The 15341-nt window shown below is 62.5% G+C and carries 17 protein-coding genes; 10 read left to right on the plus strand and 7 right to left on the minus strand.

Features of this window, described 5'->3' with window-relative positions; all coding sequences use genetic code 11:
* The 8 genes from nudF (at position 1) to gcvPB (ending at position 6966) form a co-directional block, all read left to right on the plus strand.
* Complete coding sequence (nudF, locus tag AAIA72_RS15050) at positions 1–624, plus strand: ADP-ribose diphosphatase (protein ID WP_369601103.1); 624 nt, start codon at positions 1–3, stop codon at positions 622–624.
* The gene (locus tag AAIA72_RS15055; RefSeq protein ID WP_369601104.1) at positions 621–1079 is read left to right on the plus strand and encodes a DUF1249 domain-containing protein; all 459 of its coding nucleotides are present in this window, start codon (positions 621–623) and stop codon (positions 1077–1079) included. Before nudF ends, AAIA72_RS15055 begins: the two co-directional genes overlap by 4 nt.
* 92 nt (positions 1080–1171) lie before the next feature.
* Entirely contained in the window at positions 1172–1981 is an 810-nt protein-coding gene (gene cpdA, locus AAIA72_RS15060; RefSeq protein WP_369601105.1) for a 3',5'-cyclic-AMP phosphodiesterase, read from the plus strand.
* 6 nt (positions 1982–1987) lie between these two features.
* Positions 1988–2554, plus strand: a complete 567-nt coding sequence (locus tag AAIA72_RS15065) for a YqiA/YcfP family alpha/beta fold hydrolase (protein WP_369601106.1) — start codon at positions 1988–1990, stop codon at positions 2552–2554.
* Positions 2555–2631: 77 nt separating this feature from the next.
* On the plus strand, positions 2632–3714 hold the full coding sequence (gcvT, locus tag AAIA72_RS15070) for a glycine cleavage system aminomethyltransferase GcvT (protein WP_369601107.1): 1083 nt from the start codon (positions 2632–2634) through the stop codon (positions 3712–3714).
* Positions 3715–3737: 23 nt separating this feature from the next.
* A complete protein-coding gene (gene gcvH, locus AAIA72_RS15075) occupies positions 3738–4133 on the plus strand; it encodes a glycine cleavage system protein GcvH (protein WP_369601108.1) in 396 nt (131 codons plus the stop codon).
* A gap of 8 nt (positions 4134–4141) precedes the next feature.
* Positions 4142–5509: an aminomethyl-transferring glycine dehydrogenase subunit GcvPA gene (gene gcvPA, locus AAIA72_RS15080; RefSeq protein ID WP_369601109.1), complete on the plus strand. Its 1368-nt coding sequence runs from the start codon at positions 4142–4144 to the stop codon at positions 5507–5509.
* Entirely contained in the window at positions 5506–6966 is a 1461-nt protein-coding gene (gcvPB, locus tag AAIA72_RS15085) for an aminomethyl-transferring glycine dehydrogenase subunit GcvPB (protein WP_369601110.1), read from the plus strand. Before gcvPA ends, gcvPB begins: the two co-directional genes overlap by 4 nt.
* A gap of 48 nt (positions 6967–7014) precedes the next feature.
* Here the strand turns inward: gcvPB and AAIA72_RS15090 are convergent, their stop codons facing one another.
* Positions 7015–7890 carry an HDOD domain-containing protein gene (locus AAIA72_RS15090; protein WP_369601111.1) on the minus strand — a complete coding sequence of 292 codons (876 nt, stop codon included), beginning with the start codon at positions 7888–7890 and terminating at the stop codon, positions 7015–7017.
* A gap of 139 nt (positions 7891–8029) precedes the next feature.
* On the opposite strand from AAIA72_RS15090, the gene AAIA72_RS15095 reads away from it, so the two are divergent.
* Positions 8030–8296, plus strand: coding sequence for a hypothetical protein (locus AAIA72_RS15095; protein ID WP_369601112.1), 267 nt, complete (start codon positions 8030–8032; stop codon positions 8294–8296).
* A gap of 24 nt (positions 8297–8320) precedes the next feature.
* On the opposite strand, the gene AAIA72_RS15100 is transcribed toward AAIA72_RS15095, so the two are convergent.
* On the minus strand, positions 8321–8791 hold the full coding sequence (locus AAIA72_RS15100) for a DUF962 domain-containing protein (protein WP_369601113.1): 471 nt from the start codon (positions 8789–8791) through the stop codon (positions 8321–8323).
* A gap of 81 nt (positions 8792–8872) precedes the next feature.
* Positions 8873–9361, minus strand: coding sequence for an Lrp/AsnC ligand binding domain-containing protein (locus AAIA72_RS15105; RefSeq protein WP_369601114.1), 489 nt, complete (start codon positions 9359–9361; stop codon positions 8873–8875).
* A 133-nt stretch (positions 9362–9494) separates the two neighbouring features.
* On the opposite strand from AAIA72_RS15105, the gene ald reads away from it, so the two are divergent.
* Positions 9495–10619 (plus strand): alanine dehydrogenase, encoded by a 1125-nt coding sequence (gene ald / locus AAIA72_RS15110; protein WP_369601115.1) that lies wholly within the window; start codon positions 9495–9497, stop codon positions 10617–10619.
* Here the strand turns inward: ald and panP are convergent.
* The 4 genes from panP to AAIA72_RS15130 form a co-directional block, all read right to left on the minus strand.
* Complete coding sequence (gene panP / locus AAIA72_RS15115) at positions 10616–12280, minus strand: pyridoxal-dependent aspartate 1-decarboxylase PanP (protein ID WP_369601116.1); 1665 nt, start codon at positions 12278–12280, stop codon at positions 10616–10618. The genes ald and panP overlap by 4 nt on opposite strands.
* A 67-nt stretch (positions 12281–12347) precedes the next feature.
* A complete protein-coding gene (locus AAIA72_RS15120) occupies positions 12348–12875 on the minus strand; it encodes a hypothetical protein (protein WP_369601117.1) in 528 nt (175 codons plus the stop codon).
* A 54-nt stretch (positions 12876–12929) separates the two neighbouring features.
* On the minus strand, positions 12930–14609 hold the full coding sequence (locus AAIA72_RS15125; RefSeq protein WP_369601118.1) for an acyl-CoA dehydrogenase family protein: 1680 nt from the start codon (positions 14607–14609) through the stop codon (positions 12930–12932).
* Between the two features lie 10 nt (positions 14610–14619).
* On the minus strand, positions 14620–15249 hold the full coding sequence (locus AAIA72_RS15130; protein WP_369601119.1) for a TetR/AcrR family transcriptional regulator: 630 nt from the start codon (positions 15247–15249) through the stop codon (positions 14620–14622).
* Positions 15250–15341: the final 92 nt, after the last annotated feature.

The raw sequence follows: 15341 nt of genomic DNA on the forward strand, positions 1-15341 counted from the left end.
ATGACCGACACCTTTACACATGACGACGTGGAAATCCTGAAGCGGGAGCCGCTCTCCGACGGGTTTCTGAAAGTCTATCGCTACCATCTGCGCCACCGCCTCTTCCGGGGCGGCTGGTCGCCCGTGCTGACCCGTGAGGTGGTGGTGCGCCACGGCGCCAGTTGCCTGCTGCCCTACGACCCGGTGCGGGATGAAGTGGTGCTGGTGGAGCAGTTCCGGGTGGGGGCGCTGACCAGCCCGCGTTCGCCCTGGCTGCTGGAGCTGGTGGCCGGCATCCATGATGACGGCACCTCGGCCGAAGAGGTGGCCCGCCGCGAAGCGGAGGAGGAGGCGGGCCTGACCGTGACGGACATCCTGCCCATCTGCGAGTTTCAGGCCTCACCGGGCGGGCTGGCGGAGCATGTGTATCTGTACTGTGGCCGCGTGGACACCTCGGCAGCCGGTGGCATTCACGGCCTGGCGGAAGAGGGGGAGGATATCCGCGTCCATGTGATGTCCCGAGAGGAGGCGTGGCGACGCCTTCAGGCCGGAGAGCTGGACAATGCCCCGGTCATCATTGCCATTCAGTGGCTGATGCTGAACCTGGAACGGGTGCGCAAGGCGTGGTCGGGAGCGGCCGGGTGAAGCGTATCGGCCATCGGTATGTGCCGGATCTGGCGCTGATGGATGCCCTGTGCGAAGGTAACTACCACAAGCTCAGTCGCCTGATCCGGGACTGGGATCATTGTCACGAACGGGAAATCGAGCTGGTGCACCGGGGGCAGCCGCTGGGGCGTGTCGCGCTGGAGGTGACTGAAGTCTGCCGTTACACCAACACGGTGGTGGCGCGTCAGACCCGGGCCACGGGGCCCTGGCTCAACAATCCGGACATGGTCATCCGCGTCTATCACGATGCGCGCTCGGCGGAAGTGGTGCGTGTGGCGGGTCACGGGCGGCTGCACGGGCACCGCTACTATCCCAATGAGGCCATGCATCTGCCGGACGAAAAGGCCCAGATGAACCGCTTTCTTTCGGACTGGCTGGGCTTCTGCCTGCAGCACGGTCTGGCCAGCGGCATCAAGCCCTCGCCCATTCAATGATTTAGATGGCTTTCTGTGAAGTTCATACTGGAAAATTCGCGGCAAGCGCTTATAGTTCTGAAATAGAAACCGTCAAGTTCGTGGAGCCTTGAGTGACTGATCGGAGTGCGGTGCTCTCCATCGTCCAGATTTCCGATGCGCACCTGCGCCGGGAAGCGGATGGTCAACTGCTGGGAATGAATACCCGCCACAGCCTGTCTGAAGTGCTGAAGCTGGTGCGCGAGCACGCCCGTCATCCGGACATGGTGCTGGCTTCCGGTGACATCGCGCAGGATGGCAGCCCGGAGGCCTATGCCGCCTTTGTCCGGCTGCTGGACGGACTGGAAGACAGCCTGTACTGGTTTGCCGGCAACCACGATATCCCCGAGGTCATGAACGAAACGCTCGGCCCCGTCTGCGGCGGGCAGGGTGCCCCCTGCGTGGTGGATTGCGATCCCTGGCGCATCATCCTGCTGGATTCTTCCCTGCAGGGGCAGGTTCACGGAGAGCTGGGGGCCGGGCAACTGGCCTTCCTCGGGGAAGCGCTGGAAACCTCGGACAGGCGGCACGTCATGATCGCCTTCCATCATCATCCCATCGACATCCGGAGCCGCTGGCTCGACACCATCGGTCTGAAGGACCGGGATGCCTTCTTTGATCTGGTGGATGACTTCGACAATGTCCGCCTCATCCTCTGGGGCCATATCCACCAGGAGTGGGACAGCAACCGCAACGGTGTGCGACTGCTGGCCAGCCCGTCCACCTGCGTGCAGTTCAAGCCCGGATCCCGGGAGTTTGCGGTGGATGAAGCCGCCCCCGGATTTCGCGAGATCGAGCTGTTCGACGATGGCAGCATTGAAACCCGGGTGATACGCGCCGAACATATCGCCTTTGAAGTGGATTACACCAGCAAGGGCTACTGACAGCGCGTGAAACTGCTCTACCTGCACGGTTTTCTTTCCTCGCCCCAGTCGGCCAAGGCCACCCTGATGCAGCGCTGGCTCCGCGAGCAGGCACCGGCGGTGGAGTGGATCTGTCCCCAGTTGCCTGTGGTGCCTCACGAAGCCATCGAACTGGCCCGGACGCTGGCAAGCGGACCGGACACGGTGGGCGTGGTGGGCAGTTCCCTGGGAGGCTTCTACGCCATGCATCTGTCGGCCGAACTGGGCCTGCCTGCCGCACTGATCAATCCGGCGGCGCGTCCCTGGCTGCTGCTCGAAGACTATCTGGGGGAACACGAGCATCCCTGGACAGGCGAGCGCTTTGTGGTGGACCGGGACTACCTCTCCGTGCTGGAAGGGCTCAACCGGGAAGCGACGCTGGACCGCAAGCGCCTGTTCCTGCTGCTCCAGACCGGCGATGAAGCCCTCGACTACCGCGAGGCCGTGAAGGTGCTCATGCCCTGCCGGGCCTGGCTGGAGGGCGGCGGTGACCATGCCTTTGCCGGATTTGACCGCTGCCTGCCCGCAATTGGCGCCTTTTTTGGTCTGATCTGACTGCACAGCACTTTTCCCTGTAGCCCTCGGCCAAAGTTGGCTAGAATGAGCACGACTCTCACAAGGAGAACAAGAATATGGGTAACCGTACCGCGCTCTATGACGCGCACCTTGCTGCCGGCGCCAAGATGGTCGATTTTGGCGGCTGGGACATGCCGATTCACTATGGCTCCCAGATTGAGGAGCACCACCAGGTCCGGCGCGATGCCGGGATGTTCGATGTCTCTCACATGACGATTGTGGATGTGACCGGTCAGGATGCGGAATCCTGGCTGCGCTGGTTGCTGGCCAACGATGTGGCCCGTCTGAAGGAGAACGGCAAGGCGCTCTATACCGCCATGCTGAATGAAGACGGCGGTGTACTGGACGACCTGATTGTGTACCGCATGGCCGATGGCTTCCGTCTGGTCGTCAACTGCGCCACGCGCGAGAAGGATCTGGACTGGATGAGCCGGCAGGCGCAGGGCCGTGATGTGACACTGACCGAGCGCCCGGATCTGGCCATGATCGCAGTGCAGGGGCCGCAGGCCCGCGACAAGGCGGCAAGCGTGCTGCCGGACGGCATGGCGGCGCCCATGCAGGCCCTGAAACCCTTCACCGCAACCGTTCAGGGCGAGTGGATGATCTGCCGCACCGGCTACACGGGTGAAGATGGCCTGGAAATCATGCTTCCGGCAACAGAGGCGACGGATTTCTGGAACCGGCTGCTGGAAGCCGGTGTGCGCCCGTGCGGACTGGGTGCGCGCGATACGCTGCGGCTGGAAGCCGGCATGAATCTCTACGGTGCCGACATGGACGAACAGGTCACGCCGCTGGAGTCCAACATGGGCTGGACCGTGGCCTGGACGCCGGAAGACCGTGACTTCATCGGCCGCGCGGCCCTGGAAAAGCAGAAGGCGGAAGGGGTCCGCCGCAAGCTCACCGGTCTGGTCCTGCGTCAGCGGGGTGTGCTGCGTGGGCATCAGAAAGTGATCACACCACAGGGTGAAGGCGAAATCACCAGTGGTACGTTTTCGCCCACGCTGGGATTCAGTGTGGCGCTGGCACGCATTCCTGCCGAAGCGGAAGGCATCGTTCAGGTGGAACTGCGTGGCAAACCGGTGGACGTGGAGGTGGTCAAGCCGCCCTTTGTCCGCAACGGCAAATGTGTTTTCGAATAATCAACGCCTGAGAGGGTCGAATCATGAGTCAGATTCCTGCTGAACTGAAGTACGCATCATCACACGAGTGGGTTCGTGTGGAAGAAGGTGGCATTGCCGTGGTGGGCATTACCGATCACGCCCAGGCAGCCCTGGGTGACATCGTGTTCGTGGAAACTCCCGAAGTGGGCAGCACCGTATCTGCCGGTGACGAAGCCGGGGTGGTGGAGTCCGTCAAGGCAGCGTCCGACATCTACGCGCCGGTCAGCGGCGAGATCATCGAAGTGAACGAAGCGCTGGAAGACGCGCCGGAGACCGTCAACAGCGATCCGTACGGCGATGGCTGGTTCTTCAAGGTCAGGATGAGCGATCCTTCCGAACTGGATGCCCTGCTCGATGCCGACGGATACCGTGAAGTCTGCGAAGCTGAAGACCACTAGGAACTGCCATGCCTTTCATACCCCATACCGATGAAGACAGGCGCCTGATGCTGGAGGCGATTGGTGTCGCCTCGGTGGAAGACCTGTTCGACGAAATTCCTGCTGACCTCAGGGCCGGCCCGCTGACGCGGGTGCCCGAAGGGCGCAGCGAAATGGCCATGCTGCAGCACATGCAGGCCGCGGCCGAAAAGGATCGTGGCGCCTTGTGTTTTCTCGGCGGTGGTGCCTGGGAGCACCACATACCGGCTGCCGTGTGGGACATTGCATCCCGCGGCGAGTTCATGACCGCCTACACCCCCTATCAGGCCGAGGCCAGCCAGGGTACGCTGCAGCTCATCTACGAATACCAGACCATGATGGCCAACCTGATGGCCATGGACATCTCCAACGCCTCCCTGTATGACGGTGCTTCGGCGCTGGCCGAGGCGGTGCTCATGTCCGTGCGGCTGCAGCGCAAGCTGAAAAACCACCGGATCCTGCTGCCCCGGACCGTCAATCCGCGTTACCGCAGTGCGGTCCGTGCACTGGTGGAGCCTCAGGACATTGAACTGGTGGAAGTGCCCTTCAATCCCGAGACACTGACCACGGATCCGGAGGCACTGGAAGCGGCGCGGGGAGAAGGCGCGACCGCGCTGGTGCTGCCATTCCCCAATTATTTCGGCAAGCTGGAGGATGTCCACGCGCTGACGGACTGGGCGGCGGGACACGGCATGCTGGTGATCGCGCTGGTCAATCCCCTGGCCATGAGCATTCTGACGCCGCCCGGCGAATGGGGCGCAGAGGGTGCCGACATTGCGGTGGGAGACGGACAACCCTTTGGTCTGCCATTGAGTTCCGGCGGCCCCTATTTCGGCTTCATGGTCTGCCGCGAAAGCCATGTCCGGCAGATGCCGGGCCGCATCATCGGCCAGACGGTGGACGGCGAGGGCAAGCGCGGCTTCACGCTCACCCTGCAGGCGCGGGAACAGCACATCCGCCGCGGCAAGGCCACCTCCAATATCTGTACCAACCAGGGACTAGCCGTGACGGCGGCCACGATCCACATGGCCCTGCTGGGTGCGGAAGGTCTGGCCAATGTGGCGCGCCAGTGTCACCACAATGCCTGGACGCTGCGGGAAAGTCTGCGCGACATTCCCGGCATCTCGCTTCCCGGCGCAGAGGCCATGTTCCACGAGTTTGTAGTGCGCACGGACAAGCCGGTGGCTGACGTGCTGGATGCCATGGATCAGCGTGACATCCTGGCCGGCATTGACCTGAGCACCGATTACCCGGAGCTGGGTGACGCCATGCTGGTGGCCGTGACGGAAACCCGTACGCCGGACCACCTGGCAACCTACAAGGCCGCACTGGCAGATGTCATGGGAGGGCAGGCATGAGCAGCGAACTGATCTTTGAACGCAGCAAGCCGGGCCGCAGTGCCCAGGCTCAGTATCCGCGCGAAGCGGCGCCCCTGCATGGTCTGCCCGGGACGCTGCTGCGCAAGACGCCGCCGCTGATGCCGCAGGCCTCGGAGATGCAGGTGGTGCGTCACTACACCAACCTGTCCCAGAAGAACTTCTCCATCGATACCCATTTCTACCCGCTGGGTTCCTGTACCATGAAGTACAACCCCCGCGGTGCCCACCGGGCTGCCAGCCTGCCGGGCTTCCTGCAGCGTCATCCGCTGGCGCCGCCGAGCCGGAGTCAGGGCGTACTGAGCTGCCTGTACCACTTGCAGGAAATCATCGCCGACGTCACCGGCATGGCGGGCGTCTCCCTGGCCCCCATGGCGGGCGCACAGGGTGAATTTGCCGGTATCGCCATGATCCGCGCCTATCATCTCTCCCGGGGTGATACGGAGCGCAACGAGGTGATCGTGCCGGTGACGGCCCATGGCACCAACCCCGCCACCGCCACCATGTGCGGCTTCAAGGTGCGGGAAATTGCCGTGCGCAAGGATGGTGACGTGGACATGGCGGCGCTGGAAGCGGCCCTGGGGCCGAAGACGGCCGCTCTCATGCTTACCAACCCGTCAACAGGTGGCGTGTTCGAACGCAATATCCGCGAGATTGCCGACAAGGTGCATGCGGCCGGCGGCCTGCTCTATTACGACGGCGCCAACCTCAACGCCATTCTGGGCAAGGTCCGACCCGGTGACATGGGCTTTGACGTCATGCACCTGAACCTGCACAAGACCTTTGCCACACCGCACGGCGGTGGCGGGCCGGGTGCGGGGCCGGTGGCGTTCGTGGAGCGCCTGCGGCCTTTCCAGCCCACGCCGGTCGTGGTGCAGGAAGAGGGTCAGTACCGCTGGGCCGACAAGCGCGACCTGCCCGAGTCCATTGGCAACCTGTCTGCCTTCATGGGCAATGCGGGCATCCTGCTCAGGGCCTACGCCTATGCCCTCATGCTGGGCCGGGAAGGCATGGTTCGTGTGGCTGACCACGCGACGCTCAATGCCAACTACATGGCGCGCAAGCTGGCCGAGGCCGGGTTCCGGCTGGCCTATCCGGAGCGCCGGGCATCCCATGAGTTCATCATCACCCTGGCGCCCGAGCTCAAGGCCACGGGTGTCAGCGCCATGGATTTTGCCAAGCGTCTGCTGGATTTCGGCTACCATGCGCCGACGACCTACTTCCCGCTGCTGATTCCCGAATGCTTCCTCATCGAGCCGACGGAAACCGAATCCATCGACGAGATCGACGGGTTTGTCGAGGCCATGAAGGCCATCCGGGAAGAAGCCTTCACGCAACCCGACCGGGTGAAGACCGCGCCCCACACCACGGTGGTGCAGCGTCTTGACGATGTGAAGGCAGCGCGTGAGCTCAACCTCAAGTACGTGCCGTCCGAGTAGGCCGGTCACTTCCCGATACCGGGCCCCGCGGGGCCCGGTTCGTCAACGCTACCGGTAGTTGCAGACGGAAATGCCCATGGCCGTGAAGGCCGAACGCAGATCCTCCACGTCCACATCCGTCAGTCCCAGATATTCCAGCGCCGACTGGCCGATTCGCTGCCACTCGTGATCCTCGGTCTGACCGCCCAGGATGTGGAAGTTGCCGCAGATGTGTTCGGACAGCTTGAGCAGGCTCATCAGGGTGCGCTCGTTGGGGCGGGCGGTGCTGCCCGAGTCGAAGTAGCTGTCAGCACGGTGATGATCGGCGATCACCTTGCACAGGTGGGCGGGCAGGTTCCAGCTCCGGGCCGTGTAGTAGCCGATCACCGCATGGTTGGTATGATAACGCCGGTTCTCCACGTCCAGCAGGCTGGTGCCCGCTTCGGCGTAGCTGGCGGCCATCACGTCACTGTAATCGGCAAAACGGCTCATCATCAGCGGGATGCCGCAGTTGTGGAACAGGCCCACCGTGTAGGCCTCGTCCGGGCTGTGATAGCCGATCTTGCGCGCGATATTCAGCGCAATGTTGGCGATATCCGTGGCCGTGTCCCAGAAGCGGGTGAGGGCGACGATGGTTTCGTCGGACATTTCCCCCTTGATGGCCAGCCCGTTGACGATGTTGATGACGCTGTTGATGCCCAGCAGCGACACGGCCTGCTGGATGGAGGTGATCTTGTTGCTGAGCCCGAACAGCGGAGAGTTGACGAACTTGAGAATGGTTCCGGACAGCCCCACATCCTGACTGATCAGGCTGGCGATACGATCCAGATCCGGGTCGGGCATCACCTGTTCCATTTGCAGGTCCACCAGGATTTGTGGCTGGGGCGGAATCTTGATGCCCTGCAGAATCTGGTTGATCTGTTCCGGTGCCAGTTCGATGGCCATGACGGGGTGACTGCCTTTTGCAAAGGAAAGGGAACGATGGATTCAGTATAGGTCAATCTTTGCGGATCAACATATTCAAACCGCGCACGGCCGACTATACTTGAGCCAAAGCAAAGAGAATAAAGAGGAGAGACAAACGATGCCCACTGCACTGGAAGCCCAGCAGGCGAAAACCATCGAGGAGCTGAAGGGGTTTATCCGCAAGGTTCTGGCTGACCCGACCATTCCGGCGGTCTGCATGGATATTGCGCGCAAGTATCAGAACGATCCCGATGGTCGCCGCAAGATGGCCGAAGAAATCAGTGCCTCCACCAATATCCGCATCCCGGAGCAATGGAGCGAGGCGGACAAGCTGTTCCTGGATGCCATCCACGACGTGCTGGAGGATGAGCAGGCGCTGTACTGACAGCGCCTGTGCGGGCAGGGCATCCTACAGGGGAATGCCCAGCTTGCGGTAAATGAAGTGCATGAGCCACGCTGGCCCGATGAGCAGGAACTGAAGATCCTTGAAGAAGGACGGGCGCTTGCCCTCGACGGCGTGGCCGATGAACTGAAGGATCCACATCACCACAAACAGCACCAGCGACATCTGCCACACCGGCCAGTGATTCAGGCTGTCATACCAGGCCACCAGCACCACGTCCGCCACCATGAACAGTATCATGCCCAGGGCCAGCGTCCGGGACAGGCGCAGGTACCAGAGTGCCGTCAGCGCCATGGCCAGGGTGGCCCAGTTCAGACCGGGAATGCCGGCCATGAAGCCGGGTACGGGAATGGCCCACAGTAATCCGACCACGGTGGTGAAGATGGTGGGCACCGCGATCCAGTGTATGGTCTTGTTGACCGGGTTCTGATGGCTTTCGCCGTAGGCGTCCATCCATTCCTGAGCAGTCCACGTCATGTCAGGTCTCTCCTGTTGTTTTGACATAACGCAACATAACATGGCTGTCGGTCGGACGTCATTGATAAATCACGCCACCCTTCAGCCGTCCTCCGGTTCCCTGGGCAGGGGAATGTTCAGGGTTTCCTTCACCGTTTCCATCACCACATAGCTGCGGGATTCCCGCACATGGGGCAGGGCCAGAATGGTCTCCCCCAGGAAGTGACGGTAGGCGTCCATGTCCGCCACCCGGGCCTTGATCAGGTAGTCGAAGTTGCCGGAGATGAGGTGGCACTCCTGGACTTCCGGTATCCGGGCCGCAGCCGCCTTGAAGTCGGCAAAGATTCCCGGCGCGGTGCGCTCCAGGCTGATCTCGATGAACACGACCAGATTGGTTTTCAGGCGTCGGGCATTCAGGTGGGCGTGATAGCCGCGGATATAGCCCTTTTCTTCCAGCCGGCGGACCCGCTCCAGACAGGGGGACGGACTGAGATTGACGCGGCGCGAGAGTTCGGCGTTGGTGATGCGCGCGTTGGCCTGCAGTTCGCGCAGAATGGCCAGGTCGATGCGGTCTATGGTTTTCAGGGTCATTTGCGGAATATTCTCCCGTGAAAGTGCCTGTAAACAATCATTATAAGTTGTAAATGACATTTTTTCGGGAAAATATTTTTCGGGATACCGCTAGACTTAAAGGATCACAAACGGGGTTGATTGAGGAAATCCAATGATTGTCGGTGTACCCAAAGAAATCAAAAACCATGAATACCGTGTGGGCCTGACGCCCGCAGCCGTCCACGCACTGGTGGAGGCTGGCCATCAGGTGGTGGTGGAAAGCGGTGCCGGGGCGGCGATCGGCTTTGACGACGCGCTGTACGCAGAAGCCGGTGCCCGGCTGGTGCCGGATGCTGACGCCGTCTTCGAACAGGCGCAGCTCATCGTCAAGGTCAAGGAGCCTCAGGCCGAAGAGCGCAAGCGTCTGAAGCCTCATCACACCCTGTTTACCTATCTGCACCTGGCACCGGATGTCCCTCAGACCGAGGACCTGCTGGCCAGCGGTGCGACCTGCATTGCCTACGAGACGGTGACTGACGCGGCAGGCCGCCTGCCGCTGCTGGCGCCCATGTCGGAGGTGGCCGGTCGCATGAGCATTCAGGCCGGCGCCCGTTGTCTGGAGAAGTCCGTTGGCGGACGCGGTGTCCTGCTGGCGGGTGTGCCGGGCGTTGAGGCGGCACGGGTACTGGTGCTCGGCGGCGGTGTGGTGGGCTTCAATGCCACGCAGATGGCGGTCGGCATGGGCGCACACGTCACGGTGCTGGACAAGAACATGGACGTGCTGCGTCGCTTCGATGCCCTGTTCGGCAACCGGGTTCAGACCGTCTTTTCCACGGCGCATGCCCTCAATCAGTTGCTGCCGGAGGCGGATCTCGTCATCGGTGCCGTGCTGATCCCGGGCGCGGCGGCACCCAAGCTGGTGACCCGCGAGCACCTGAAGGTCATGAAGGAAGGTGCGGCTGTGGTGGATGTGGCCATCGATCAGGGCGGCTGCTTTGAAACCTCACGTCCCACGACCCATGCGGATCCCATCTTCATTGAGGAAGGGGTGGTGCACTACTGTGTGGCCAACATGCCGGGCGCCGTGGCACGCACGTCCACGCTGGCGCTGAACAATGCCACACTGCCGTTTGTCCTGGCGCTGGCCAACAAGGGCACGAAGCAGGCCCTGGCGGATGACCCGCATCTGCTCAATGGTCTGAACGTGGTGAAGGGTCAGCTGACCTGTCCGAGCGTGGGTGTGGCGCAGAACCGGCCGAGCCTGACCCCGGCTGAAGGATTGGCGCTGGTGGATTAACCTTGGCGCCGGGCCTTGCGGGCAGCAGGGGTTGCCAGCAGGGCCTCCACGGCATCGCGTTCTTCGGCGAGGAAATCCTCGCGCGCGATGCCGGCCTGTTCTTCCAGAATATCCTCCAGAATCTGTTCCGTTGTCAGCGGGTTGGCCAGAACGGCCCTGAACACGATGCAGGGCTGATGCTGGTAACGTGCCGGCGTCAGGCGGGTGCGCGATACAAAGGACTTGCCGCGTGCGCGCTGTGTCTTCTGGATTTTTTTCGTGATCCGTGACAGATGGTCGTTGACTGCGATGCGCACCGCATCCGGGGCCTGAGCCAGGGCTTCCTGAACCGGTGCCGGGCACCAGCGATAGGTCAGAATGTTCAGTTCGGGCTCGGTAATCAGCTCGAAGTCGGGATGGGCGTCAATCAGCCGGGCAAACCGGCGTGCCTTGTCGATACCCTGATCGATGAGGATTTCATACCCTGCGCGACCGATGATTTTCAGTGCGGACTGTACCAGCATGGCCATGCCGGGGCGCGAGCCTTCCAGCGTGCGGCTGCCCAGATCCCTTGAGCCCGGGCGGATGATGTACTGGGCATGATGCTGAATGTGACTGAGTTGGGTGGGATCCCGGAACACGACCATGCCCACGCCCATGGGCACATAAAGCTGCTTGTGGGCGTCAAAGGTCACCGAGTCGGCGCGCTCGATACCGCGCAAGCGTGTCCGGTGGGTGGACGAGAACAGGGTCGGGCCACCCCAGGCGGCATCCACGTGGAAATGCACGCCGAATTCCCGGGCAATGTCCGCCATCTCGGCCAGCGGATCCACATGGCCGGTTTCCGTGGTGCCGGCAATGCCCACAAGGGCGAGAATGCGGGTTCGCGAATTGATGAGCCTCAGGCAGGTTTCGCGCAGGGCGTCCAGCCGGATGCGGTTGTGATCATCGGTTTCGATGGCGATGATGGCATCACTGCCCAGCCCCAGCACATCGGCAGATTTGCGCAGGGAGTAATGTCCGCGCTCGCTGACGAGGATGACGGCGTCATCGTAGCCATATTCGCGCAGGGCGCGAACCAGCCCGGCTTTCTGGACGCCCCGGAATTCGCCCCGGGCCGGAAAGGCCGCGTTGCGCGCCACCCAGAGTGCCGTCAGGTTGGCAATCGTGCCGCCGGAACACATGGCACCCAGCGCCACCGACGGATCATGCAGATGGGCCTCGTAGAAGGCGTCATCCTCGTTGTAGACCAGCCGGTGAATCATGCCCAGCACCTGACGCTCCAGCGGCGTGAACGCCTTGGAGGTTTCCGTTTTCACCAGGTTCTGGTTGAGGGCAATCATGATCTTGGACAGCGGCAGCATGAAATAGGGCAGCGCGCTGGTCATGTGACCGATGAAGCTCGGCGAGGCGGTGTGTACGGACTGCGCGACCAGCTTGTCGAGCAGGAACTGCGCCTGCTCGGACACAAAGACCGGATTTTCCGGAATCCGGGTGTCGGAGAAGTCCGCTTCCATTTCGGAAAGGTCCTTTTCCGTGGCAACGATGTGCTCACGCAGGAAGCCTGCCAGATTCTGGGAGATCATGCGGTTGATGCGTCCCAGCGTGGAATCGGGCGCCTCCGGTACCGTGAAGATCCGGTACATGGCCTCCAGACTGGCTTCAGCGACTTTCTTGCTCATGATCGGGTTCCGGAATGAAAGGTGTATAGTGTCGCGCGATTGGTGCCCGTCGTCAAACGTCCGGGCATCAGGGCTTGTACTCGGTGGGGATGTCCAGAACCCCTTCACGGATGAGCTTCTCAAGGAGTGCGGCCCGGTTCTGATCTTCCCTGTGCCGGGCCAGGGCCGCGCGGATGCTGTCGCGCAACTCGCTGTAGGGGGCTTTCAGCTGGTCCTGGTTGGCGGAGTAAAAGGCGGCCACCTCGTCATCGCTGACCTCGGTGCCGAGCAAACGCTTGCTGACGGCTTCCGGCGTGCTGCCTTCCGATTCGGCCACGCTCTCGAACCAGGCCCGCAGGGCGGCGCTGGTAATCAGGCGGTATTCCCAGTCCTTGACCTGGTCATGAAAGGCCTTCCATTTGCTGGCCTGGGGTTCGGGCAGGTCGGCGGCACGCCAGGACTGGCCGTTGAGGGTGAACAGTACATCATGGGCGTTATCCCGACCGCTGTCGCGGGCCCTGGAGCCGGTATGAATCAGCGTGGCCACGAACAGACCGAGGGCGAACATCACGACCGCGAGATAGTAAGGGGGCAAACCGGGTTTCTTGCCTGACATGAGTCACATTTCCGCTGGTCTTTCCCCAAGCATAGCAGAGGGTCGCCCTTGCCGTCAGCGGGCAACCGGTGCCGCGCGCGCAATGATGTCCGCCAGTGGCAACTCCTTCGGCAGGGCGCCGTAATGATGCGCAAAGACCTCGGGGTTCATCCGGCTCCGGATCCAGGCATCCGCCACCCGGTCGCTGCCGGCACGCAGCAGGCAGGCGGCCTGCAGGCAGACCGCGATCTGGTTGGTCAGGGTGCGCGCGGTGGCCTGATCGTCCTTCTCCTTCAGAAGTGCGGCGAGCCGATCCAGGCCGCGATCATACAGGGGATGGTGGCCACGCCAGGGCGCCAGCTCTGCCATGACCGCATCCACCGTCCCGGGTGACTTGTGCATGGCGCGCAGCACGTCCAGACACTGCACGTTGCCGCTGCCTTCCCAGATGGCATTGACCGGCGATTCGCGGAACAGGCGGGGCATGATGCAGTCTTCCATCACGCCGGAGCCGCCGATGCACTCCATGGCCTCATAGGCATGCTGGGGTGTGCGCTTGCAGATCCAGTACTTGCCCACGGCAGTGGCCAGACGCATGAACAGCCGTTCGCGCTCGTCATCCTGATGATCCAGACTGCGTGCCAGGCGGAAGCTCAGCGCCAGCGCCGCTTCCTGTTCGATGGCCAGATCCGCCAGAACATTCTGCATCAGAGGCTGGTTGACCAGGTAATCTCCGAAGGCCTTGCGGTGGGTGCAGTGATGGATGGCCTGGACCACCGCCTGACGCATTCCGGCACTGGAGCCGATCATGCAGTCAAAGCGGGTCAGGGAGACCATTTCGATGATGGTACGAACGCCCCGGCCTTCCTCTCCCACCATCCAGCCCAGGGCGCCTCTCAGCTCCGTTTCGCTGGACGCATTGGAGGCATTGCCCATCTTGTCCTTGAGTTGCTGAATCTGGATCGGATTCTTGGTCCCGTCCGGGCGCCAGCGGGGTACCAGAAAACAGCTCAGTCCGCCCGGTGAGTAGGCCAGCATCAGGAAGGCATCACTCATGGGGGCGGAGACAAAGTACTTGTGTCCCACCAGCTCGTAGGCCTGCCCCGGGCCGCCGGTGCCGACCGGATAAGCGCGTGTGCTGTTGGCGCGTACGTCCGACCCCCCCTGTTTTTCGGTCATGGCCATGCCGATGGTCAGGCAGGATTTTTCCGTATGGGGCACGTTACGCGGATCGTAACCCAGCGCGGTAATCTTGGGCAGCCAGGCGTCTGCCAGTTCGGGCTGGTGTCGCAGTGTGGGGACGCAGGCGAAGGTCATCGTGACCGGACAGCCATGGCCGGCTTCCACCTGTGTCTGCAGGTAGTTGAGCGCTGCCCGGGCCACATTGGCTCCCGGCACGGGAGTGCGCCAGGGCAGTGCGTGCAGGCCCCGGGTCAGGGCTTCCTTCATGAGCTGATGGTAAGCCGGGTGAAAGGTCACCTCATCCACCCGCTGCCCGTAGCGGTTGTGGGTGCGAAAGCGCGGTCGGTTGTAGTTGGCTTCATGCCCCAGCGCCTGATATTCGGCTGTGCCGGCCAGCGCACCGAGATCGCGGATTTCGCCCAGCCATGGCGTGGCTTGCTCCCGTGCAACGGCTTCGCGAAGCGCCTGATCCGTATCAAACAGATTGAGCGGCGTCAGCTCCGGAGGCATGTTCTCGACCTGATGGGTTTCGGCGAGCGCGCGTGCGGCTTCCGGTGTGTGGGGCAGGTTCATGGTGTGCTCCTCAGGTTGTCTTCACCAGTGCGTTGATGCCGAACTGTTCCATGGCAGTGACCACCGCTTCGTCCGACAGGCCCGTTTCGGCGCCTTCACCTTCACTGAGGCGCTGGGCCAGCGGCCCGACCAGCGCCTCGGCCAGTGCACCCACCAGCGCCGCTGCAGCCACCTTGGCATCCACCTGATGAAAGCGGCCGCTGGCCTGACCGCGCAGGATCAGGTCCTCGAAGACGTCTGCATACTTCTGGCGATAGTGCAGACGATCCGCATCCACCAGCGGGTCAATGGGTTCGGCGATGAGTGCATAGGCCATGCGGCGTCCCTTGAGGGCGCGGCGGGCAAAACAATGGATTGCCGCGCGAAGCTGGTCCGTTTCCGTGCCGGGGCCGGTGCAGGCAGCCTGAACCTGATCCACCTCACGCTGGCTGGCCATGCGGAACACTTCCGCACAAAGCTCGGCCTTGGAGGTGAAATAACGGTACACACTGCCGGTTGCAATGCCTGCTTTTTCCGCTATATCCGCTATACTGGTCTCGCGGAAGCCTTTCTCGCTGATCAGGGTGCGGGCAGCGTCCAGAATGCTCTGGCGAATCCGCTCCTTGCGGGAGCGGGTGCGCTCCGTTTCCCGGTATGCCATGATGTGAATCCCGATTCATTCTTTTCCGTATAGTAACGCTGCATTCAAACCGAGTCAATTGTCCGAGGGCTTTGTCAGGGCACGTCAGACCC

This window comes from Thermohahella caldifontis (genome assembly GCF_041153465.1).
GTDB lineage: Bacteria > Pseudomonadota > Gammaproteobacteria > Pseudomonadales > Oleiphilaceae > Thermohahella > Thermohahella caldifontis.